18 protein-coding genes and 1 pseudogene are annotated in these 21,131 nt (G+C 70.9%); 6 read left to right on the plus strand and 13 right to left on the minus strand.

Annotated features, from left to right (window positions below):
* Window positions 1–164: 164 nt before the first annotated feature.
* The 3 genes from QRY02_RS29645 to typA form a co-directional block, all read right to left on the minus strand.
* Window positions 165–1,976 (minus strand): ABC transporter family substrate-binding protein, encoded by a 1,812-nt coding sequence (locus QRY02_RS29645; protein ID WP_285986121.1) that lies wholly within the window; start codon window positions 1,974–1,976, stop codon window positions 165–167.
* A 290-nt stretch (window positions 1,977–2,266) separates the two neighbouring features.
* Complete coding sequence (locus QRY02_RS29650; RefSeq protein ID WP_285986122.1) at window positions 2,267–4,003, minus strand: ABC transporter family substrate-binding protein; 1,737 nt, start codon at window positions 4,001–4,003, stop codon at window positions 2,267–2,269.
* Window positions 4,004–4,383: 380 nt separating this feature from the next.
* Entirely contained in the window at window positions 4,384–6,309 is a 1,926-nt protein-coding gene (gene typA / locus QRY02_RS29655) for a translational GTPase TypA (protein ID WP_285986123.1), read from the minus strand.
* 193 nt (window positions 6,310–6,502) lie between these two features.
* On the opposite strand from typA, the gene QRY02_RS29660 reads away from it, so the two are divergent.
* Entirely contained in the window at window positions 6,503–6,652 is a 150-nt protein-coding gene (locus QRY02_RS29660; RefSeq protein WP_167455137.1) for a hypothetical protein, read from the plus strand.
* Window positions 6,653–6,655: 3 nt separating this feature from the next.
* Here the strand turns inward: QRY02_RS29660 and QRY02_RS29665 are convergent.
* Window positions 6,656–6,954: pseudogene (locus QRY02_RS29665) on the minus strand (YciI family protein).
* Window positions 6,955–7,172: 218 nt separating this feature from the next.
* On the opposite strand from QRY02_RS29665, the gene trpS reads away from it, so the two are divergent.
* Window positions 7,173–8,186 (plus strand): tryptophan--tRNA ligase, encoded by a 1,014-nt coding sequence (gene trpS, locus QRY02_RS29670; protein ID WP_285986124.1) that lies wholly within the window; start codon window positions 7,173–7,175, stop codon window positions 8,184–8,186.
* Window positions 8,187–8,215: 29 nt separating this feature from the next.
* On the opposite strand, the gene QRY02_RS29675 is transcribed toward trpS, so the two are convergent.
* The 3 genes from QRY02_RS29675 to QRY02_RS29685 form a co-directional block, all read right to left on the minus strand.
* Complete coding sequence (locus QRY02_RS29675) at window positions 8,216–8,623, minus strand: (deoxy)nucleoside triphosphate pyrophosphohydrolase (protein WP_285986125.1); 408 nt, start codon at window positions 8,621–8,623, stop codon at window positions 8,216–8,218.
* Window positions 8,624–8,809: 186 nt separating this feature from the next.
* Entirely contained in the window at window positions 8,810–10,141 is a 1,332-nt protein-coding gene (locus tag QRY02_RS29680) for a sensor histidine kinase (RefSeq protein ID WP_285986126.1), read from the minus strand.
* Window positions 10,138–10,854 (minus strand): response regulator transcription factor, encoded by a 717-nt coding sequence (locus QRY02_RS29685; RefSeq protein WP_285986127.1) that lies wholly within the window; start codon window positions 10,852–10,854, stop codon window positions 10,138–10,140. Before QRY02_RS29685 ends, QRY02_RS29680 begins: the two co-directional genes overlap by 4 nt.
* A gap of 148 nt (window positions 10,855–11,002) precedes the next feature.
* Here QRY02_RS29685 and QRY02_RS29690 point away from each other — a divergent pair, with 148 nt between their 5' ends.
* From QRY02_RS29690 to QRY02_RS29700, 3 genes are read left to right on the plus strand one after another with little or no spacing between them, the layout of a single operon-like run.
* Window positions 11,003–12,100 (plus strand): LolA family protein, encoded by a 1,098-nt coding sequence (locus QRY02_RS29690; RefSeq protein WP_285986128.1) that lies wholly within the window; start codon window positions 11,003–11,005, stop codon window positions 12,098–12,100.
* A complete protein-coding gene (locus QRY02_RS29695; protein ID WP_285986129.1) occupies window positions 12,097–13,071 on the plus strand; it encodes an ABC transporter ATP-binding protein in 975 nt (324 codons plus the stop codon). Before QRY02_RS29690 ends, QRY02_RS29695 begins: the two co-directional genes overlap by 4 nt.
* Entirely contained in the window at window positions 13,068–13,949 is an 882-nt protein-coding gene (locus QRY02_RS29700) for an ABC transporter permease (RefSeq protein WP_285986130.1), read from the plus strand. Before QRY02_RS29695 ends, QRY02_RS29700 begins: the two co-directional genes overlap by 4 nt.
* A gap of 18 nt (window positions 13,950–13,967) precedes the next feature.
* Here QRY02_RS29700 and QRY02_RS29705 read toward each other — a convergent pair whose 3' ends face one another.
* The 3 genes from QRY02_RS29705 to QRY02_RS29715 all read right to left on the minus strand — a co-directional run bounded on the left by QRY02_RS29705 (window position 13,968) and on the right by QRY02_RS29715 (window position 17,664).
* The gene (locus QRY02_RS29705; protein WP_285986131.1) at window positions 13,968–14,975 is read right to left on the minus strand and encodes an ABC transporter ATP-binding protein; all 1,008 of its coding nucleotides are present in this window, start codon (window positions 14,973–14,975) and stop codon (window positions 13,968–13,970) included.
* The gene (locus QRY02_RS29710; protein ID WP_285993947.1) at window positions 14,975–16,531 is read right to left on the minus strand and encodes an ABC transporter permease; all 1,557 of its coding nucleotides are present in this window, start codon (window positions 16,529–16,531) and stop codon (window positions 14,975–14,977) included. Before QRY02_RS29710 ends, QRY02_RS29705 begins: the two co-directional genes overlap by 1 nt.
* An 83-nt stretch (window positions 16,532–16,614) precedes the next feature.
* Window positions 16,615–17,664, minus strand: a complete 1,050-nt coding sequence (locus QRY02_RS29715; protein ID WP_285986132.1) for a thiamine ABC transporter substrate-binding protein — start codon at window positions 17,662–17,664, stop codon at window positions 16,615–16,617.
* A 161-nt stretch (window positions 17,665–17,825) separates the two neighbouring features.
* On the opposite strand from QRY02_RS29715, the gene QRY02_RS29720 reads away from it, so the two are divergent.
* Window positions 17,826–18,110: a 4a-hydroxytetrahydrobiopterin dehydratase gene (locus QRY02_RS29720; RefSeq protein WP_285986133.1), complete on the plus strand. Its 285-nt coding sequence runs from the start codon at window positions 17,826–17,828 to the stop codon at window positions 18,108–18,110.
* 748 nt (window positions 18,111–18,858) lie between these two features.
* Here QRY02_RS29720 and QRY02_RS29725 read toward each other — a convergent pair.
* From QRY02_RS29725 to ychF, 3 genes are all read right to left on the minus strand, one after another.
* Window positions 18,859–19,326 carry a hypothetical protein gene (locus QRY02_RS29725; protein ID WP_285986134.1) on the minus strand — a complete coding sequence of 156 codons (468 nt, stop codon included), beginning with the start codon at window positions 19,324–19,326 and terminating at the stop codon, window positions 18,859–18,861.
* Window positions 19,323–19,916, minus strand: a complete 594-nt coding sequence (locus QRY02_RS29730; protein WP_285986135.1) for an ArsR family transcriptional regulator — start codon at window positions 19,914–19,916, stop codon at window positions 19,323–19,325. The genes QRY02_RS29725 and QRY02_RS29730 overlap by 4 nt, the downstream gene beginning before the upstream one ends.
* A 65-nt stretch (window positions 19,917–19,981) precedes the next feature.
* Window positions 19,982–21,064, minus strand: coding sequence for a redox-regulated ATPase YchF (ychF, locus tag QRY02_RS29735; RefSeq protein ID WP_285986136.1), 1,083 nt, complete (start codon window positions 21,062–21,064; stop codon window positions 19,982–19,984).
* Window positions 21,065–21,131: the final 67 nt, after the last annotated feature.

Consider the following 21,131-nt stretch of genomic DNA (forward strand, 5'->3'; position numbering starts at 1 on the left):
TGGTCGTCAGAAGTGCGCTGGACCGCTACCCGGTTGTCTACCGTAGTGGCGGTAACCCTACGGTCAACAGCTACTTCCGGTGGGTACCGGGGCCCGGCTCGTGGCCGGCCCCCGGTACCTCCCAGGTCATCTGGAGCGAGGGGAAAGAAGAGTCGGGACGAGCCCTACTTCTTCTGCTCCCACTCGCCGGCGTCCCACAGAACACCGTCGTACGACTGCATGTAGACGCGGTCGATGCCCTTGAACGCCCACATGCTCGGCGTCTGGAACAGCGGCAGGGTCGCGTAGTCGTCGGCGATGGCCTTGTCGGCTTCCTGGTACTTCTGCACCTTGACCTGCTCGTCGGTCGCCTTCACCGCAGCGTTGTAGGCGTCGTCGATCTTCGGGTCGCAGAGGTTCTGGTAGTTCTGCTCGCCACCCTTGTCCGGGCAGACGTAGATCGACTTCGACTCCGCCTTGAACGGCTGGGCCGACCAGCCGAACAGCGCGACGTCGTAGTCACCGGTCGAGACGCGGCCACCCTTGAGGAAGTTGGCGTCGGTCTCGTCCTTGACCTCGATGCCGGCCGCCTTGGCCTGCGAGATGATGATCTCGACGGTCTGGCTGCGGCGCGCGTTCTGGTTGTGCGTGATCTTGAACGAAGCGCGCTGGCCGCCCTTGGCGAAGATGCCGTCGGCACCCTTGGCCCAGCCGGCGTCGGTCAGCGTCTTGGCCGCCGCCTCGGCGCCCAGGCCCGCCTTGCTGCTGTACAGGTCGGTGTAACCGGGCTCACCCTGGAAGAACACGACGCTGTTCAGCGGCTCCGCGTCCGCCTGGACCTCCTTGAGCAGCTTGTCCGTGATCTCCTTGCGGTTGACCGACTCCAGGAAGGCCTTGCGCAGGTCCTTGTCCTGGAACATCCGCTTGAAGTTCAGGTCGAGGTGCTCGTAGGTCAGCTGCGAGGCCGAACCGTAGGTCACGCCCTGCGCCGCGAGGCCCTTCATCGTCTGGGCCGCGGTGGCGTCCGGCTGGGTCGACGCGGCAACGTCGATCTCACCGTTCTGCAGCGCGGTCGCCATGGCCTTGGTGTCTTCCATGGCGCGGACGATGATCTTCGACGGGCCACCCTTGCCGCCCGCCCACAGCGGGTTCTTCTCCAGGGTGACGGCCTTCTGGTTGGCGTCGAACGCGGTGATCTTGTACGGGCCCGACGACGGCATGATGTCCGCCTTGAAGCCCTTCCACTCGTTCGACCAGAAGTCACCGGCGGCCTTGATCTGGGCCGGGTCGCCGGTCGGGGCCAGCTTGGTGATGTCCGCGATGCCGGTCTTGGCCTCGAGGATGTGCGCGGGCATGATCGCCGGCGAGTTGAACAGGCCCTTGTAGTCGAGGTAGGGCTCGCTGTAGTCGGTGACGAAGGTCAGCGGGTCCTTGCACTCGGCCTTGCTGATCAGCGAGTAGCCGGTGGTCGACGCCGAGTTGAACGGGTTCTTGCCGTCCGGGCCCTTGGCCAGGCCGCTCTGCGACAGCCACGCCAGGTACATGTCCTTGCAGTCGTACGCCTGACCATCCGACCACTTGATGTTCGGCTTGATCTTGTACGTGACCTGCTGCGGGTCCTTCTGCGTGACGTCCCACGAGTCGAAGACGTCGTTGTTCAGCAGGATCTTGTTGTTGCCGTCGAGCTTCAACGTACCGGAGAGCACCGCGGTCAGCACGTAGTTGTTGTACGAGCTGTTGGTGTCCGGGGTCTGGTTGTTGTACCCCGAGTACCCGTCGTCGATACCGACCGTGACCGTGCCGTCGTACCCCGGGGTGGCCGCGAGCTTGAACAGGTCACCGGTCTCAGCCTTGCCGGCAGCCATCGCCTTGACGTCGGTCGACGATCCGTTCTGGTCGGTGTTGCCCGAACCCGAATCGCCGCCGCTGCAGGCGCTCAGCAACAGCGAAGCGCCGGCGACGAGCGACAAAGCGGAGACAGCTTTGGATCTCCTCATGAAGTGTGCCCTCCTAGCACTGAGCCCTTGAATATCGGGACAAGGGCCCACACCGCTCCGGTTTGGATGGGCCGGAGCCTACGACACGCCAAGCGACACTCAACTGGCGCACTGCGGGTGCACGCTAGAAAGGAAAAGCACCGACAGTCACCAGTTCAGGGTCGATCGTGACCAAAGGGTGACTTCCAGTCGACATCCAGAAATACGACGGTTACCTCATGGATTCACAACGTCCCACTCGAAGGCGTTGGTGAAGATCACCCGGTAGTACTGAATGCGTAGCCAACCGATTACTTCGGGCCGCGAGTCCAGTTCACCGCCGACCCGAACGGGCCCACCATCGGGGGACCGGGCGTGACGCCGGAGATACCCGATCCGATCGCCAGGGTGTCAGCCAATTGGAACAGCGGAATCACCACGTTCTGGCGCCAAAGTTCAGGCTCAAGAGTGGTGAGCGCCTCGGTGACCGAGGTCGATCCGGACAGCGCCGCGTCGATCGACGGCTGCAGCGCCGGGTCGCAGAAGCCGGCCGCGTTGCCCGGGACGACGGGCTTGGTCTTGTCCACGCCCGAGGCCGTCTGCTCCGGGCGGCAGCCGAAGGTCGAGGCGAGGACCGACGCGGTGTCGCCGCCGACCGCCTGCGGGACGACGGCGATGTCGATCCCGACGTTGCCCGCCGAGTCGCCGGTCGACTGCTGGACCCCGCCCACGACCGGCATCGCCAGCAGGCCGCTGAACAGGTCGCGCGGCTGCGGCGTGATCGCGTTGACCTCGATGCCCTGCGCGGCGAGCTCGCTGGTGAGCTCCTTGGCGATCGTCGCGTACGGCTCCTGGGTGGCCGGGGAGGCGATGACCAGCGAGAGCGCCCGGCCGTTCTTGCGCCAGGTGCCCGCGGTCTTGGTGTAGCCGGCCGCCGTCAGCGACTGCTCGGCCTTGGCGACGTCGGGCGCGGTGGGCGGGCCGGGCGGGATGGTCGCCGCGTAGCCCTTCACCGACGGCGCGGTCACCTGGGCGTCGGCGTGGAGCGCCGACGACGGGCCGCCGTTGACGCCTTCGGTGATCAGCTTGGTGCGGTCGATCAGCGCGGCCACCCCGGCGCGCACCTGGGCGTCCTGCAGCGTCGCGCTGACCGGGCGCAGCAGCACGTCGGCCACGAGCGGGCGGGCCACGGTGTGCAGCCGCACGGCGGAACCGAGCTCGCCGAGCAGCTTGAGCTCGTCGCCGGTGGTCCGCGCCAGCGCGAACTGGTCGTTGCCGCTGCGCAGCGCGGCCAGCAGCGTGTTCTGGTCCGACCGGCGGAGCACGATCCGGTCGATCGCGGCGGGCTTCTCCCAGTAGCGCTCGTTGCGCTCGAGGATCACCTCGCCGCGGGCGGTGTCCAGGCTCTTGATCGAGAACGGGCCGGCGACCGCCGGGAAGTTCGACGCGAGCGCCCCGCGCCAGCCGTCGGGCGCGTCCTTGAGCAGGTGGGCAGGCAGCAGGTCGGAGAACAGCGTCTGCCAGCCGGGGTACGGCTTGGCGAAGGTGACCTCGACGCGCTTGCCGCCTTCGCGGGACTGCAGGTCGGTGATCTGCCGGTAGCCGGCGGGCCCGAGCACGCCGGGCTGGTCGCGCAGCTGGGTGCGCAGGTAGTCGAAGTCCTCGGCGGCGATGGGCGCGCCGTCGGACCAGGAGGCGTCCGGCCGGATGTCGTAGGCCACCACGAACGGCTGCTGCGAGATCACCTCGGCGGACTTCATCAGGTTCTTGTCGAGCTGGGTGGTGCCGTCGTCCTTCTGGCGGAACACCGAGGGCAGCAGCAGCTGCGAGAGCGCGGAGGTCACCTGGGACGAGTCCGCGAGGTTGTGCGGGTTGTACCCGCCGAGCACGTCGTCGACGCCGACGACGATCTGCGACGGCGTCTTGCCGGTGGTGGACACAGGCGCGACCGACGACGACACGACCGGGGGTGGCGGGGTGTTGGAACAGGCGGTGAGCAGCACGGCCGCGAGTGCCAGTACCGGCACCGCCTTGCGATTCACCCGCACGCCCCGTTCCTCCCAGTTTCGCCCGATCGGGTCAGCCATGCTCCCACGACCCCCTTCGCCGCCGAAACCGAGATTCCCATACCCGGATCGGGCGGCGTCGCCGCCCCAAGGTGGGCGCTATCGGAGAAGACGCGCGGAACACCGTCCGGGTTCCCGGACCGTTCCGGAACGGCGGAACGAACACGGCCCGGACACGAAAACGGTTCACGTCGATGGCCGGCGCCAGGCGCTGAAACCGCCGCGACCCCTATAAAGATATAAGGAGAAGAACGGCGGAATTCATGACGCTGGGTCCGCCACCGGCCGACCCAGCGTAAGGGATCGGGCACGAAAAAACCTCCCGGCGACGCGCACCGGGAGGTTTTTCCGAAGCCGGGAGATCAGCCGTTGTCGCGGCTCTTGGCGCGCGAACGCTCCTTCGCGCGGGTGTTGACGTCCAGGGTGACCTTGCGGACGCGGACGACCGAGGGCGCGACCTCGACGCACTCGTCGACCGAGCAGAACTCGAGCGCCTCTTCCAGGCCCATCTTGCGCGGGCGGGCCAGGGTCTCCATCACGTCGGCGGAGGACTGACGCATGTTGGTCAGCTTCTTCTCCTTGGTGATGTTGATGTCGAGGTCCTCGAAGCGCGGGTTCTCGCCCACGACCATGCCCTCGTACACCTCGGCGCCCGGCTCGACGAAGAACGTGCCGCGGTCGGCCAGCTGGATCATCGCGTACGCGGTGACCGGGCCGGTGCGGTCGGCGACCAAGGAGCCGCTGTGCCGGGTGCGGATCTCGCCCGCCCACGGGAAGTAGCCCTCGAACACGTGGTTCGCGATGCCGGTGCCGCGGGTCTCGGTGAGGAAGTCGGTGCGGAAGCTGATCAGGCCGCGCGACGGGAGCACGTACTCCAGCTTGATCCGGCCGCTGCCGTTGCCGCTCATGTCCTCCATGCGGCCCTTGCGCGCCGCCAGGAGCTGGGTGATCGCGCCGAGGTGCTCCTCCGGCGAGTCGATGTAGAGGCGCTCGAACGGCTCGTGCAGCTTGCCGTCGATCGTGCGCAGCACCACCTGCGGCTTGCCGACGGTCAGCTCGAAGCCCTCGCGGCGCATCTGCTCGACGAGGATCGCCAGCGCGAGCTCGCCACGGCCCTGGACCTCCCAGGTGTCGGGGCGCTCGGTCGGCAGGACGCGGATCGAGACGTTGCCGATCAGCTCCTGGTCGAGCCGGGCCTTGACCAGCCGCGCGGTGACCTTGTCGCCGCCGTTGCGCCCGGCCAGCGGCGAGGTGTTGACGCCGATGGTCATCGAGATCGCGGGCTCGTCGACGGTGATCCGGGGCAGCGCCACCGGGCTGTCGGCGTCGGCGAGGGTGTCGCCGATGGTGATCTCCGGGATGCCCGCGATGGCGACGAGCTCGCCGGCGCTGGCTTCGGTCGCCGGGACGCGGGTGAGCGCCTCGGTGACCAGCAGCTCGGAGATGCGCACGTTCTGCACCGTGCCGTCCTCGCGCATCCAGGCCACGGTTTGGCCCTTGCGCAGCTTGCCGGCGTGGATGCGGATCAGCGCGATGCGGCCGAGGAAGTTGGACGCGTCGAGGTTGGTGACCAGCGCCTGCAACGGCGCGTCGAGGTCGGCGGCGGGTGGCGGCACGTGCCGGAGCAGCGTGTCGAACAGCGGGTCGAGGTTCTCGCTCTCGGGGATCTCGCCGTCGGCGGGCTGCTCCAGGCTCGCCTTGCCGGCGCGCGCGGAGGCGTAGACCACCGGGAGGTCGAGGATCGCGTCGTGGTCGGCGTCCTCGATGTCGCTGGCCAGCTCGAGCAGCAGGTCGTGGGTCTCTTCGACGACCTCGGCGATCCGGGCGTCCGGGCGGTCGGTCTTGTTGACCAGCAGGATCACCGGCAGGCCGGCTTCGAGGGTCTTGCGCAGCACGAACCGGGTCTGCGGGAGCGGGCCCTCGGACGCGTCGACCAGCAGGACGACGCCGTCGACCATGGCCAGGCCGCGCTCGACCTCGCCGCCGAAGTCGGCGTGGCCGGGGGTGTCGATGACGTTGATCGTCACGGAGCCCTCGGGCGTCTGGCGGTGGATCGAGGTGTTCTTCGCGAGGATCGTGATGCCCTTTTCGCGCTCCAGCTCGCCCGAGTCCATCACGCGGTCGACGAGCTCGGCGCGCTCGGCGAAGGCGCCGGACTGGCGGAGCATCGCGTCCACCAGCGTGGTCTTGCCGTGGTCGACGTGGGCTACGATCGCGACATTGCGCAGGTCGGGCCGGGTCTTACCGGTCGGCCGGCCGGTTTCGACGGTAGCGCTGGCTGCGGGCACGCGAGAACTCCTGAACTTCAAGGGTTGGATGGCCGCGCAAGCCGTTCAGGCATCCGTGACCGGCTCTGGTCACACGCGGACCTCACCCAGGATACCTGCCACCCCATTGTGAGCGGCCCCACGCCCCCCTGTCGGTTAGGCTGGCCTAACGTGGAAACCCGGTGAGGGTCGCCGATCCGGAAGGTGCGTGCGCATGGGCAAGAAGCCGAAAGACCCGCGGAAGGTCGTGCGCAAGCTGATGAAGGCCGGCAAGGTCAAGAAGAAGTGCTGCCGGTCGAAGCCGCGCTGCAAGAAGTGCCCGGTATTGGCTCTGAAGAAGGCGAAGCTGGATCTGGCCGCCTGAGTGCTAGTGGGGAACGGCCTCGTTGAGCAGCCGGAGCTCCGGCGCGGTCTTCGTCGGGGAGAACTCGATGACCTCGTACTGCGCGAGGTGCTTCACGCAGAACGGGTCGGACGCCAGGATGGCGTCGAGCTTCCCCGGGACATCGGCCGCGTGATGATCACGCCGCCGGTGCGCGGGTTCCGCCGCCCGGACGCCAGGAAGTGGCCGTGTTCGTACTGCTTGTTCAGCCACTCGGCGTGGTCCGGGAGCGCGTAGTCGATTTCCTCGATCGGGGCCGTGTAGTTCAGCAGGACGACATACATGGTTATGACCGTAACTCCGCTCGCGCGCTTGCGCGTCCGGACGATGCGAAGTGGTGACGGAGCGGGCTATAGTCGGCGGCGTGCACGCGCAGACCTCCAGCTGGTGGCCGCCCTCGGCGGCCTGCTGACCCTGCGCTGAACCAGCCAGTGGCCGCCCCGGACGGGCGGCCTTTTTCGTGCCTTCTCCGGGGTGGCCCCCGCCTCGGAAGGAACCCACGATGAGCAAGCTGTCCGGCATCACGCCCTCCGGTCACGTCCACCTCGGCAACCACCTCGGGGCGGTCCGCCGCTGGGCTCGCGAAGGCGGCGCGGACGACCTGTACTTCGTCGCCGACCTGCACGGCATGACGACGCCGCACAACCCGGCGAAACTCCGCTCCCTGGCGCGCGAACAGCTGGCCGTGCTGATCGCCGCCGGCATCGATCCCGAGCGGGTGTTCGTCCAGTCCGACCTGGCCCGCGAACTGGGCGCGCTGACCTGGGTCCTGGAGTGCACCTGCAACTACGGCGAGGCCGCGCGGATGATCCAGTTCAAGGAGAAGTCGAAGGGCCAGGCCGGGGTGCGGCTGTCGCTGCTGACCTACCCGGCGCTGATGGCCGCCGACATCCTGCTGCAGGGGGCGGACGAGGTGCCGGTGGGCGAGGACCAGCGGCAGCACGTGGAGCTGACGCGGACCCTGGCGAAGCGGTTCAACGGCACCTACGGCGAGGTGTTCACCATCCCGCGCGCGGTGCTGCCGCCGGCCGGCGCGCGGGTGAAGGACCTGGCCGACCCGACGCGCAAGATGTCGAAGTCGGCCCGGGACGCGGTGGGCGTGGTGTTCGTGCTCGACGAGCCCGACCAGATCCGCCGCAAGATCCGCCGCGCGGTCACCGACGGCGGGTCGGTGCCGGTGCACGCCCCGGAGACGCGGCCGGGGATGGCGAACCTCCTGGAGATCCTCGCCGCCTGCCGTGGCGGGTCGCCGGCCGACCTGGCGGAGGAGTTCTCCTCGTACGGAGCGGTGAAGGACGCCGTCGCCGACGCGGTGATCGAAGAGCTGCGGCCGCTGCGCTCGCGAGCGGTGGCGCTGCTCGACGACGTCGCCGAGCTGGATCGCGTGCGGAAGGCGGGCGCGGAGCGGGCTCGCGAACGCGGCTCGCACCGGCTCGACGCGGCGCTGCGGATGATCGGCGCTGCTGCGTCGATCGGTGACCAGTCCGGCCACAGCCACGGCCGCATGACTTCGTAGCAACGGTCACGTGCCGAGCGCGGGGCGGCCTACTTTTGGCCGGACTGGTCACTGAGCAGCGCGCGGAAGGCCGGCAGCAGGATCCGGTCGGCGGGCAGCCAGTCGACGTCGTCGAGGTCGTCGGGCCCGAGCCAGCGCACGGCTCGGTGCTCGACGGCCCGCGGCTCCTCCCCGGGCGAAACGAGCTTGGCGGCGTAGATGCGGAGAACCCGGCCACCGGGCAGGGAGATGTCCTGCCCGACCCGGTCACCGACCTCGACGACGACGTCGAGCTCCTCGCTGCACTCGCGGGCCAGCGCGAAGGCCTCGGACTCCCCTTCCTCGACCCGGCCGCCGGGCAGTTCCCACTGCCCCGCGTGCTTCGGCGGCCAGGCCCGCTGCTGGGCCAGCAGCTTGCCGTCCCGCACCAGGGCGGCTCCCACGATCACAGCGTTCACAGTCCCGGAACTTACCCGGAAGCCCCGCCGCCGGCCGTGCGCCAGACGACCACGAACCGCGCGCCGCCGTCCGGGGACCTGCCTCGTCGCCGGCAGGCACTCCGGCGCGAATCGGCGGCCCACCACGCCCCGGCCGCACACCGGCAACCCACCCGCCACGCTGCCACCAAGACAGGCCACCGCAGCTCAGCCGGCCGGGCCGGCGATCTCCCCGGCCGCCGTGCGCCAGACGACCACGAACCGCGCGCCGCCGTCCGGGGATTCGCCCACCTGGACGCGGCCGCCGCGGCGGCGGACCGTCTCCGCCACCATCGCCAGGCCCAGTCCCGTGCCGCCCGAGGACCGGGCCCGGTCGTCCGCGATGCGGTAAAACCGGTCGAACACCTTTTCGCGGTGCTCCGGCGCGATGCCCGGGCCGTCGTCGTCCACCACCACCCGCACCGATGACCGCGACGCCAGCACCGACACCACGATCTGCCCGCGCGCGTAGCGGCACGCGTTGCGCAGCAGGTTGTCCAGCACCAGCTCCACCTCCGCGTGCGCGGCCGACGCCCACGCCTGGGCGACCGCCGTGCTCACCCGCGTCTCCGGGACGCCCGCCGGGAGCCGGGCCACCGCCGCGCGGACCTCGCTCACCAGCTCGACCGGAGAAGCGGGCGGCACCTCCCCCGCGTCCGAGCGGGCCAGCGACAGCAGCCCGTCCAGCAGCGACGACAGCCGCTCGGCCTCGGTCAAGATGTCCGACAGCGTCTCCTGCGCCAGCTCCGGATCGGGGTTGGTGACGGCGACCTCGGCCTGCACCCGGATCGAGGCGACCGGCGAGCGCAGCTCGTGCGCGGCATCTCCGGTGAAGCGCCGGAGCCGGTCGCTGGCCTGTTCCTGCCGTTCCAGCAGCGCGTTGAACTCCTCCGCCAGCGCGCGCAGCTCGTCGTGCGAGTCCGGCAGCGCCAGCCGCGCCCCCGGCGGCAGCGACCGCACGGAACCCCGCATGCGCGCGACCGGCCGCAGCGACAGGCGCACCACCAGCCACGTCGCGAAGCCCGCCACCAGCGCGCCGACCACCGCGACGACCACCAGCCACACGCCGCCGTAGTGCACCGCGGCGGCGAACCCGACCAGGCCGGCTCCCGCGACGACCAGCCGCTGCGCCCCGTCCGGCGCGCTGACGACCGTGCCCAGGTACCGCGCGCCGTCGCGCTGGACCGGCTGACCGGCCTTGAGCGTGGAGACGTCCGCGGGCGTCAGGCCGGTCGGGGTGCCGCCGTCCACCGGCGTGCCCGCGATGTCGAGCACCCGCAGCGTCACCGGGGCGGAACCGGACAGCGGACGGCCCGCGCTCACCTCGGCGCCCGCCGGGCCCAGCGCTCCGGAAAGCTCGCGGTCGACCGAGCCGATGAGCCGCGGCGAGAGGTTCGACGCGGCCAGTGCCGCGAGCCCGAGCAGGCAGACCAGGGTGATCGTCGCGGCCAGCACGGTGATCCGGGCCTGCAGGGTCCGGCCCCGCCACCAGGGGATCACGGGGTGATGACCTCGTCGAGCTGCGCGTCGGACGCCAGGTAGCCGTGCCCCCGCACGGTCCGCAGCAGCGCGCCGGCCCCGACCGCGTCGAGCTTGCGGCGCACGTACCCGACGTAGACCTCGACGAGGTTGCGGGTCACCGCCTGCTCCTCGCCCCAGACCGCGCGCAGCAGCTCGTCCTTCGTGACGACCGTGCCCGCCCGCCCGACGAGGACCTCCAGCAGCGCGAACTCCCGCGGGCTCAGCCCGACTTCTTCGTCGTGCCAGTGCACCTGCCGCAGCCCGCGGTCGACGGCCAGCGCGCCGAGCCGCAGCGTGCCGCGGCCGGCCTCCGGCCCGGCCCGGCGCAGCACCGCCCGGACCTGCGCGACCAGCACCACGAACGAGAACGGCTTGACGAGGTAGCCGTCGGCACCGAGGTCGAGGCCGTCGGCCTGGTCGACCTCGCCGTCCTTGGCCGAGACGAGCAGCACCGGCGTGGTCACGCCGTCCTTGCGCAGCCGCTCCAGCACGCGGTAGCCGGACAGGCCCGGCAGCATGATGTCGAGCAGGACGACGTCGAACGAGCCCGTGCTCGCCAGCTGCAGGCCGGTGGGCCCGTCCGCGGCGGTGACCACGTCCATGCCCTCCGCACGCAGCCCGCGCTGCAGCGCCTTCCGCACACCCGGTTCGTCGTCGACCACCAGCACCCGAGGTTTCACGATTCTCATCATGGCCGGTTTGCGCAGGTCGTGCGTCGGTTCTCAGCGCGATCTCAGCCTGGGAGGGAGAACCTTCAGGGGTATCTCAGCCTCGAGAGGGAAGCGTCGTGGCCAGGGAGCCGGGCACACTCGAGTCCGGGAACACCACAGGGAGAGACGCATGAAACCGAAGACGAAGGGCATCACCGCCGCGGTCCTCGGCACCGCGCTCGGTGCCGGTGGCCTCGCGTTCGTCGCGATGCCGGCCAGCGCCGACGACAAGCCGGCGCTGCCGCAGGTCAGCGCCGAAGACCTGGTCCAGTCGGTGGCCAAGGCGAAGCCGGGCGCGTTCGACGGCACGCTGAAGGTCAGCAACGACCTGGGCCTGCCCGCGCTGGGGAACGCCGTGCCGGGCGCGTCGGCGCTGAACATGGACTCGGCGCACATCTTCACCGACGGCGCCGGCAAGAGCCGGCTGGCCGTCACGCAGGGCGCGAGCCAGCAGACCGTCGTCCACGACGGCACCACCGTCTGGGACTACAGCTCCAAGACGAACACCGCGACCAAGGTGACCATCCCGGCCGACGTGGCCCAGCAGAAGGGCGCGGGCAGCGAGAAGACGGCTGACCCGCTGACGGCTTCGACGGAACTGCTCGCGAAGGTCCGCGAGAGCAGCACGGTGTCGGTCGACGGCACCGCGAGCGTCGCCGGCCGCCCGGCCTACGAGCTGGTCCTGACGCCGAAGCCGACCGAGCGGACGCTGCTGCGCGAGATCCGGGTGGCGGTCGACTCGCAGACGCGGATGCCGCTGCGGGTGGCGGTGCTGAGCAACGGCACGGCGACGCCGGCGCTCGAGGTGGCCTTCACCGAGATCGAGTTCACCCAGCAGCCGGCCGACCTCTTCACCTTCACCCCGCCGAAGGGCGCCAAGGTGCAGGAGAAGACGCCGACGATCGACCAGCAGCACAAGGACCTCGCCGAGCAGGCGAAGCAGGACGTCAAGGTCGTCGGCGACGGCTGGGACACCGTCGTCACCGGCAAGGTCCCGGCCGACGCGCTGAACGCGGCGCCGAAGCAGCAGTCCGGTCGTGAAGGCCGCGGCGGCAACGCGGACCCGAAGGCGCTGCTCGAGCGGTTCGCGAAGAAGGTCAACGGCGCGTGGGGCAGCGGCTACCTCGTCACCACGAAGGTCGGCAGCGCGGTGCTGACCGACGACGGCCGGTTCGCCGCCGGTGCGGTGCCGGAGCAGGTCCTGTACGAAGCGCTGGGTCAGAAGTGACCAGCACGACTGTGGAGTCCGGGGCGGAGGTCTCTTCGGAGACCTCCGCCCCGGCGGTCCCGCTCGCCGCGCGGACCCGGGGCCTGCGCAAGGTCTACGGCAGCACCGTCGCGGTCGACCACGTCGACCTCGACATCCCGCAGGGCGCGGTCGTCGGGATGCTCGGGCCGAACGGCTCGGGCAAGACGACCACCATCCGGATGCTGCTCGGCCTGGTCCGGCCGACCGAGGGTGAGGTCGAGCTGCTCGGCCGGCCCATGCCGGACGCCGCCGCGCACGCGCTGCCGGACGTCGGCGCGCTGGTCGAAGGGCCGGGCTTCCACCCGTTCCTGTCCGGACGCGACAACCTGCTGCGTTTCGCCGCGGCGGAACCGCGGCTGTCCAAGGCCGGGATTCCCGCTGCGGTGGACTCCGCGCTGGAGCGCGTCGGGCTGACCGGAGCGGCGCGACGGCGGTACAAGGGGTATTCGCTCGGCATGAAACAGCGGCTCGGGCTCGCTTCGGCGTTGCTGGTGCCGCGGAAGATGGTCGTGCTCGACGAGCCGACCAACGGCCTCGACCCTGCTGGTACCAGGGAGATCCGCAGGATCGTCGCCGAGCTGCACGCCGAGGGCGTCACCGTGCTGGTGTCGTCGCACCTGCTGGCCGAGGTCGAGGCGACCTGCACGCACGTCGCCGTCCTGCAGGCGGGCAACGTCGTCGCGCAGGGCGAACTGGCCGAGCTGCTCGAGTCCGGGAACGCGGCCCTGCTGGTCCGCACGCCGGACGCGGAACAGGCGGTGGAGGTGCTGCGGGAGAACCGGATCGGCGCCCGGCTCACGCCGGACGGCATCCGCGCGGATCTCACCGCGGCCGAGGCGCCGCGGGTGCTGCAGGTCCTGGTGGGCGCGGGGGTCGCGGTCCACGAGGCGACGCGGGCCCGCACCGGCCTGGAAGACCTGTTCGCGCGGCTGACCGAGGGGGCGGAATGACGACGGCGGTTCTGGAAGCACCGGCGGCCCGCACGGGCCACGACACGGTGCCGTTGCCGCGGCTGCTGGCCGCGGAGCTGCGCTGGATCTTCCGGCGGCCGCGCACGCTGGCCGTGCTCGGGTTGCTGGCGCTGATCCCGGTGGTGATCGGCATCGGGCTGACGCTGGTGGACGACAACCCCAACGCCGGCGGGGGGCCGGACGAAGGCGGCGGAGCGCTGCTGGCTTCGGCGGTCAACAACGCGTTCGTCCTGCCGATCGCGGCGATCGTGATGTCGCTGGCGCTGCTGCTCCCGCTGGCCTCGGCCATGGCGGGCGCGGACGCGATCGCGGGCGAGACCTCGCACGGTACGCTGCGCGGCTGGCTGATCGCCCCGGTCGGCCGAGGCCGGCTGCTGGCGGTCAAGGCGTTCGGCGTCGCGACGGTGTCGGTCGTTTCGGTGCTGGCGATGTGCGTGACGGGCGTGGTGACCGGGCTCATCATCAACGGCACGGATTCGCTGTTCACGCTGTCGGGCACGACGCTGTCCTTCGGCGGCGCACTGGCGCGGATCCTGCTGGTGGCGGGCTGGGTCGTGCTGCAGCTCTGGGCGGTCGGCGCGGTGGCACTGGCGATCTCCAGCTGGACCGAGCACCCGATGCTGGTGGTGGCTTCGGTGCTGGCGGGCGACATCGTGTTCACGATCCTCGGGTTCCTGACGTCGCTGGACTGGCTGCACCCGTTCCTGTTGACGCAGAACTGGTCGCTGGCCCCGGCGGAGGTCCTGCAGGACCCGATGGGCACGCAGATGCTGGGCGAAGGCGCGCTGCGCGCGGTCTGCTACATCGTGATCGGGCTTTCACTGGCGTACGCCCGCCTGTCGACCCGCGACGGCTGAGGTTCCTTCCGGACGGCGTCAACCGACCAGCGCGACGCCGTCCGGGTCGAGCTCCAGCTTCACCGCGTCCCCGGCCCGCAGGTCCGACGCCGCCGGCGCCACGGCGTCCACAGTGGAATCCGCGAGCTTCACCACCAGCCGCACGTGCTCCCGCCGGTGCACCGCGGCCACCACCTCACCGTCCACTCCGGACGTCGCCACCCGCAGCGCGTGCGGCCGCAACCCCAGCCGCACCGGGCCGTCGCCGACGTCCGGGAGCCCCAGCTCCCCCAGCTCCGTGTGCACGTTTCCGCCCGCGGCCACGGCATCGAGGAACGTCGTCACGCCGAGGAACCGCGCCACGTCGTCGTCCGCCGGATTCCGCCACACCCGCCGGACCGCACCCTCCTGGCGGACCTCCCCCGCGTCGAGCACCGCCACGCGGTCGGCCAGCGTGAAGGCCTCTTCCTGGTCGTGCGTCACCAGCAGCGCCGTGATCTTGCTGCGCCGCAACAGGTCCGCCAGGTCGATCGCCAGCTGCTCACGCAGTCCCGCGTCCAAACCGGACAGTGGCTCGTCGAGCAGCAGCAGCCGCGGCTCCGGCGCCAGCGCCCGGGCCAGCGCCACCCGCTGGGCCTGGCCGCCGGACAGCTCGGTCACCCGCCGTCGTTCGAAACCGGAGAGGCCCACCAGCTCCAGCAGCTCGGCGACCCGCGGGGCCCACGCCGACCGCGGTACCCCGTGCATCCGCAGGCCGAAGGCGATGTTCGCGGCGACGTCGCGGTGGGCGAACAGCTGGCCGTCCTGGAACACCAGGCCGAAGCCGCGCCGGTGCACCGGGACCGCGCCGAGGTCCTCGCCGTCCCAGCTCACCGAGCCGCGCGCCGACGGCTCGAGGCCGGTGATCGCGCGCAGCAGCGTCGACTTGCCCGAGCCCGACGGTCCGAGCAGCGCCAGCACCTCGCCGTCGGCGATGTCCAGCCGGGCGTCGCGCACCGCCGCGAACGATCCGTAGTGGACGGTCAGGTCCCGCACCGACAACGCCATCAGAACTCTCCCACCCCGCCGCGCCCGAGCCGGTCGATCAGGACGACCGCCAGCACCGTCACGAGCATCAGCAACGCGCACGCCGCGTACGCCATCTGGTTGTTCAGCTCCCCCGGGCGCGCCATCAGCGTCGCGACCGCGACCGGCAGCGTCGGCGCCGTGGGCCGGGCGAGGAAGCTCGTCGCGCCGAATTCGCCCAGGGCCACGACGAAGCCGAAGCCCGCCGCCGCGACCAGCGGCCGCAGCGTCAGCGGCAGGTCGATCTCCCGCCACACCCGCAGCGGGCTCGCCCCGAGCGTCGAGGCGGCCTGCCGCAGCCGGACGTCGACCGAGCGCAGCACCGGCAGCACCATCCGCACGATCAGCGGGATGATCACCAGCGCCTGGGCCAGCGGGACCAGGTAGGGCGACGTCCGCAGGTCGCCGGGCAGCGCGTCGAGCGTCACCAGGTAGCCGAACCCGACGGTCACCGCGGACACCCCGAGCGGCAGCATCAGGACGGCGTCCATCGTCTCGCCCAGGCCGCGCGCGGTTCGTGCCGGCGAGCGCCGCAGCGCCACCAGCACGACGGACGCGAGCACGCCGACGACCATCGCGAGCAGTGTCGCGTCGATGGCCACCTTCAGCGAGTTCAGCGCGGCGTCCCAGCCGGACACCTGGAGCGCGCCCTTCTCGCCGGTGCTCGTCAGTGCCCGGTACCCCGCGAGACTCCAGCCGTCCTCAGTGGACACCGATTCGGCGAGGAGCGCGACGATCGGCGTCACCAGCGACGCGAGCACGACTCCCGCGGCGCCGACGACCCACCACTCGCCGCCCCGCGGCGGTCGTGCGCCGCCGGAACCGATCCGGGCGCCTTCCTTGCGCCGCCGCGCCAGCCCGCCGAGGACCAGCGCGGCGACCACGGCCGCGAACTGGATCAGCGAAAGCGCGGCCGCGCCGGAGAGGTCCAGGAGGTCGACCGTCCGCAGGTAGATCTCGGTTTCCAGGGTCCGGTAGCGGGCTCCGCCGAGGATCAGGACGACCCCGAAGCTGGTGGCGCAGAACAGGAACACCACGGCCGCGGCGGACGCGATCGCGGGCGCCAGCGCGGGCAGCGTCACCGACCGGAAGGCCCGCCAGGGCGACGCGCCGAGCGCCCGGGCGGCGTCGGTCGTCCGCGAGTCGAGCCGCGCCCACAGCCCGGCGACGGTCCGCGCGACGACGGCGACGTTGAAGAAGGCGTTGGCCAGCACGATCGGCAGCACGCCGCCGTCCGGCCACAGCGCCCGGAACGCCAGCCCGACGACCACGGTCGGCAGCACGAACGGCACCAGCACCAGCGTCCGCGCCAAGCCGACGCCGGGCAGCCGCACCCGCGCCAGCAGGAACGCCACCGGCAGCCCGGCCAGCACGGCGACCACCGTCGACGCGGCCGCGCTCGCGACGGTGAACCCGGCCAGCTGCCAGGTCCGCGCGTCGCCGAGCACGACGTCGAGGCCGCCCGCGGCGAACCCGCGGCCGATGATCGCCAGCACCGGCCAGGCGAAGAACACCACCAGGAACCCGATCGGGGCCAGCCCGAGCAGCGCCAGCCCGAGCCCGCGGGCGGTCCGCGGCGGGGCTGTTGCGCGCCGGAGGCTCCGGGGCGGCGTCCCGGGTGTCACTGCACGAGCGTGCGCCATTCGCCGATCCACTTCTCGCGTCCGGCCTGCACCTGGTCCGCGGGCAGCGTCTGCGGCTTCTGCGGCAGCGGCGCGACCTGCGCCCAGCCGGCGGGCAGGTCGACGCCCTGGCGCGCCGGGTAGACGTACATGTTGGCCGCGACCGTGGCCTGGAACTGCTGCGAGAGCAGGAAGTCGACGACCTTGCGGGCGTTCTCGACCTGCTTGCCGTTCGCCAGCACGCCGGCGTACTCGACCTGCCGGTAGCAGGTGTCGAGCAGCGCCTTGGTGCGCGGCTTCCCGTCGTCGCCGACTTCGGCGGCCGGCGACGACGCGTACGAGACGACGATCGGCCGCGGGCCCTTGCCGGACGAGCCGGAGAACTGCTTGGTGTAGGCCTCTTCCCAGCCGCTGACCACCTTGACGCCGTTGGCCTTCAGCTTCGTCCAGTAGTCCTTCCAGCCGGCCTCGCCGTACTTTGCGATGGTGCCGAGGAGGAACGCCAGGCCGGGCGAAGCCGTCGCCGGGTCCTCGGCGACCAGCAGGTCCTTGTACTTCGGGTCGGCCAGGTCGTCGTAGCTCGACGGCGCCGGGATCCCCTTGCCGGCGAAGTAGTTCGTGTCGACGTTGACGCAGACGTCGCCGACGTCGACCGCCGACAGCCGGTGCTCGGGGTCGACGGCGTAGCGCTGCGGCCCGCGGTCGGCTTCCGGGCTGGTGTAGGGCTCGAAGACGCCCTCGGCCAGCGCCCGCGAGGCGAAGGTGGAGTCGACGCCGTACGCGACGTCGCCGATCGGGTTGGCCTTCGTCAGCACGAGCTTGTTGGTCAGCGATCCGGCGTCGCCCTGCTTGAGCACGGAGACCTTGATGCCCGACTGCTTCTGGAAGGCGTCGAGCACCTCCTGCGGCGCGAGGAACGAATCGTGCGTCACGAGGGTGACGGTGGGCGTCTGCTGCGTACCACCGTCACCGTCCGACAGCGAGCACGCCGCGGCGACGGCGCTGACGGCGGCAATGGCCGTCGCGGCGCGAACAGCCCTGCGTTTCATCTACCCTCCTGCACTTCGCCGGACGCGGGAGGGAAGCCCTCCCGTCGCCGGCATGATCCGGTCAGGTGCGAACGGTCGCGGGTGACCCCGCCTCTCAGCCCGGCTCACCGGACTCCCGTGGCAACCGTGCAGCGTAGTCCAGGACGGACGACCATGGAGACATGACGGAAATCTTGAGCGACTCCGAGGCCGACGGACGATTGGCCGCGGACTGGACGCGGTCCGGCGCGGTGATCTCCCGCGAGGTGGAGCTGGCGAGCTTCCCCCAGGCGATCGAGGTGGTGAACCGGGTGGCGGAACTCGCCGAGGCCGCCGACCACCACCCGGACATCGACATCCGCTGGCGCACGCTGACCTTCCGGCTCAGCACCCACTCGGCGGGCGGCCTGACGGCGAAGGACTTCGACCTGGCGTCGCAGATCGATGAGGTGCTCGCCGCGGTGTGATCTCGGCTACGCTGAGTGCACCTTCGCCCGGGTTCGGCGTCTCTCGGTTACCGGAACCTTCGGGAGGGAGACACAGATGACTCAGGCAATCGTGGTCGGCACGGCGGCGTTCGCGGCAATGGTGGCGGCAGCCGGCGGGGTGCTCTGGTTCACCGCCCGCAACCGCCGTCACCTGGACGGCTGAGAGTTCGATCACAGCTGTTAACGGGCGGCATGATCAGCGCGCTGTTCCTGCGGAAGCATCGGTTCGGCCCATAGGGAACGCCATGAACAGCACCGCCGCCCTCACCCCCGCCCAGCGCGCCTGGATCAACGCCCTCGCCACCGCGGTGGTGCTGATCGCGATCGCGGTGCTGGGCCTGCTCGGCTAGTTCGCCAGGGCCTGCCGGATCTTCCGGATCCGGCGGGCTACCGGTGATTTGCCCGGGTGGCGGGAACTCGGCCGGTGGCTCGTCACCGACGGACCAGTACTCCAGGCAGGACAGGCGCCCCTCCTCGGCGAACACGATGAGCCCCCCGTCGGGCCCGTCGGCTTCGACCGCGACCGGGGCGTCGGCGAGCTCCGCGGCCGGCAGGGTCCCGTCGACCACCAGGTTGATGCTCGGGCACCCGCAGCCGCAGCGGCCGGTCACCCGGGCCGTGGTGGCCTGCGCGCGCAGTTCCGCGGCACCGGGGAAGTCCGCCGCGAGCAGTGTGTCCAGTGTCGTCCGCTCGTTCGGCGTGAGCGGGCGGGGCTCGGTCCGCGCCATCAGTAGCGGGACATGTTCGGGATCGTCTTCTCGGCGACCCCGATGAGGTCTTCGACCTTCGCCACATCGGCCGTCACGTCCTCGGCGGTCACCGAAGGCGCCTCGGAAGAACGGTAGGCGACTTCGTTGCGCCGGACCCGCATCCGGTTGAAGGGACGCAGAAGCGGCCCCAGCGGCGGATCGAGCTGCGCGAGAACCGCTTCGTAGACGGCGATGTGGCCCCCGCGGCTCGTCGCACGCAGGCCTTGGTTCTGCAGGACGGCCGCCAGCGACCGGCGGGCGCCGTCGTACGCCAGCGTGTAGGCGCCCTCCGGGTCCGAGGCCAGTAGCTGCCGTGCCGAAGCGACGTGCGTGCGGGCCCGGGCGAGCTCCGCTTCCGCGGCCTCCCGCGAAGCCGGGACGTGTTCGAGGGAACCGCGCGCGATGAGCGCGTCGATCGTGGCGCGGCCCTGGTTCCACCGGGTCATCGGGAAGTCTCCTGATCGAGGGGCAGCGGGACCAGCGGACGCTCACGCACGCTGGTGAGGAACGGATCCGCGCTGTCCGCCGCCCACGACGCCGGCGAGATCCGGTGGACGTTGACCTCGCGGCCCAGCCGCCGTGACACGCCCTCGGCCAGGTCGAAGAGCGCGTCCGGGTCGGGCGAGCCGACGACGAGCACGTCGACGTCCCCGGGCGGCGGCCCCGGTTCGCCGCTGTAGCGCGCGGCCCAGGAGCCGTAGATGTAGGCCTCGCGCACGCCCGCCAGACCGGACAAGGCCTCGGCGAGCAGCGGCAGCGGCCCGAAGGTGACCGCGATGACCTCGCTCAGCGGCCGGTAGAGCGGGGTGTCCGTGCGGGCTTTGACGAGCCGGCTCCGGCCGACCCGCCGGTCTTCCAGGATGCCGCCGCCGACGAGCCGTTCGACCTCTCGCAGCACGGCCGTCGGCGTGACACCACACGCCTCGGCGAGCTCGGTGATGCTGTACTCGCGCTCCGGGTGCAGCAGCACCAGCGCCAACAGCTCACCCTGCATGCGCGACCGCAGCAGCGGCAGCAAGCTCGACGAAGCTTTCATTGGACGCAGTATATCCTGCGTCCAATGAAAGCGACAGTCAGTAGTTCTTGCTCACGCAGCGTGCGTCAGACGTTGAAGCGGAACTCGACCACGTCGCCGTCGGCCATGACGTAGTCCTTGCCCTCCATGCGGACCTTGCCCGCCGCGCGGGCCGCCGCCATCGAACCCGCCGCCATCAGGTCGTCGTAGGAGACGATCTCCGCCTTGATGAAGCCGCGCTCGAAGTCCGTGTGGATCACGCCCGCCGCCTGTGGGGCCGTCGCGCCCTGCGGAATCGTCCACGCGCGGGACTCCTTCGGGCCCGCCGTCAGGTACGTCTGCAGGCCGAGGGTGTGGAAACCCGCGCGGGCCAGGGAGTACAGCCCCGGCTCCGGCTGGCCGACCGACTCGAGCAGCTCGCGCACCGACTCCTCGTCGTCCAGCTCCAGCAGCTCCGCCTCGACCTTCGCGTCGAGGAACACCGCGTCCGCCGGGGCGACCAGCTTGGTCAGCTCCTCGCGGCGGGCTTCGTCCGTGAGCACCGCCTCGTCGGCGTTGAAGACGTACAGGAACGGCTTCGTCGTCAGGAGGCTGTGCTCGCGAAGCAGTTCGAGGTCGACGTCCTTCTGAGCCGAGAAGAGCGTGCGTCCGCTGTCGAGGATCTCCTTCGCCTTCTGCGCGGCTTCGAGCGCGGGCTTGGCTTCCTTCTTGGTCCGCGCTTCCTTCTCCAACCGCCAGACGGCCTTCTCGAGGGTCTGCAGGTCGGCCAGGATGAGCTCGGTGTTGATCGTCTCGATGTCGCTCAGCGGATCGATCCGGCCGTCGACGTGGATCACGTCCGGGTCGTCGAACACGCGGATGACCTGGCAGATCGCGTTGGCCTCACGGATGTTCGCCAGGAACTTGTTGCCCAGCCCGGCACCCTCGGACGCGCCCTTCACGATGCCCGCGATGTCCACAAAGGACACCACGGCCGGGACGATCTTCTCCGACTTGTGCAGCTCGGCCAGCTTGTCCAGCCGGGGGTCCGGCAGCGGCACGACACCGACGTTCGGCTCGATCGTCGCGAACGGGTAGTTCGCGGCGAGCACGTTGTTCCGGGTCAGCGCGTTGAACAGGGTGGACTTGCCGACGTTGGGCAGGCCGACGATACCGAGGGTGAGGCTCACGACCCCGCAGTCTACGTGGCTGCCCCGGTCGCGGCCCACGCACCCAACGCCGTGGCGGATTTCCGCC

Origin of the sequence: Amycolatopsis sp. DG1A-15b, assembly GCF_030285645.1 — a bacterium.
In the GTDB taxonomy this organism is placed as follows: Bacteria; Actinomycetota; Actinomycetes; order Mycobacteriales; family Pseudonocardiaceae; genus Amycolatopsis.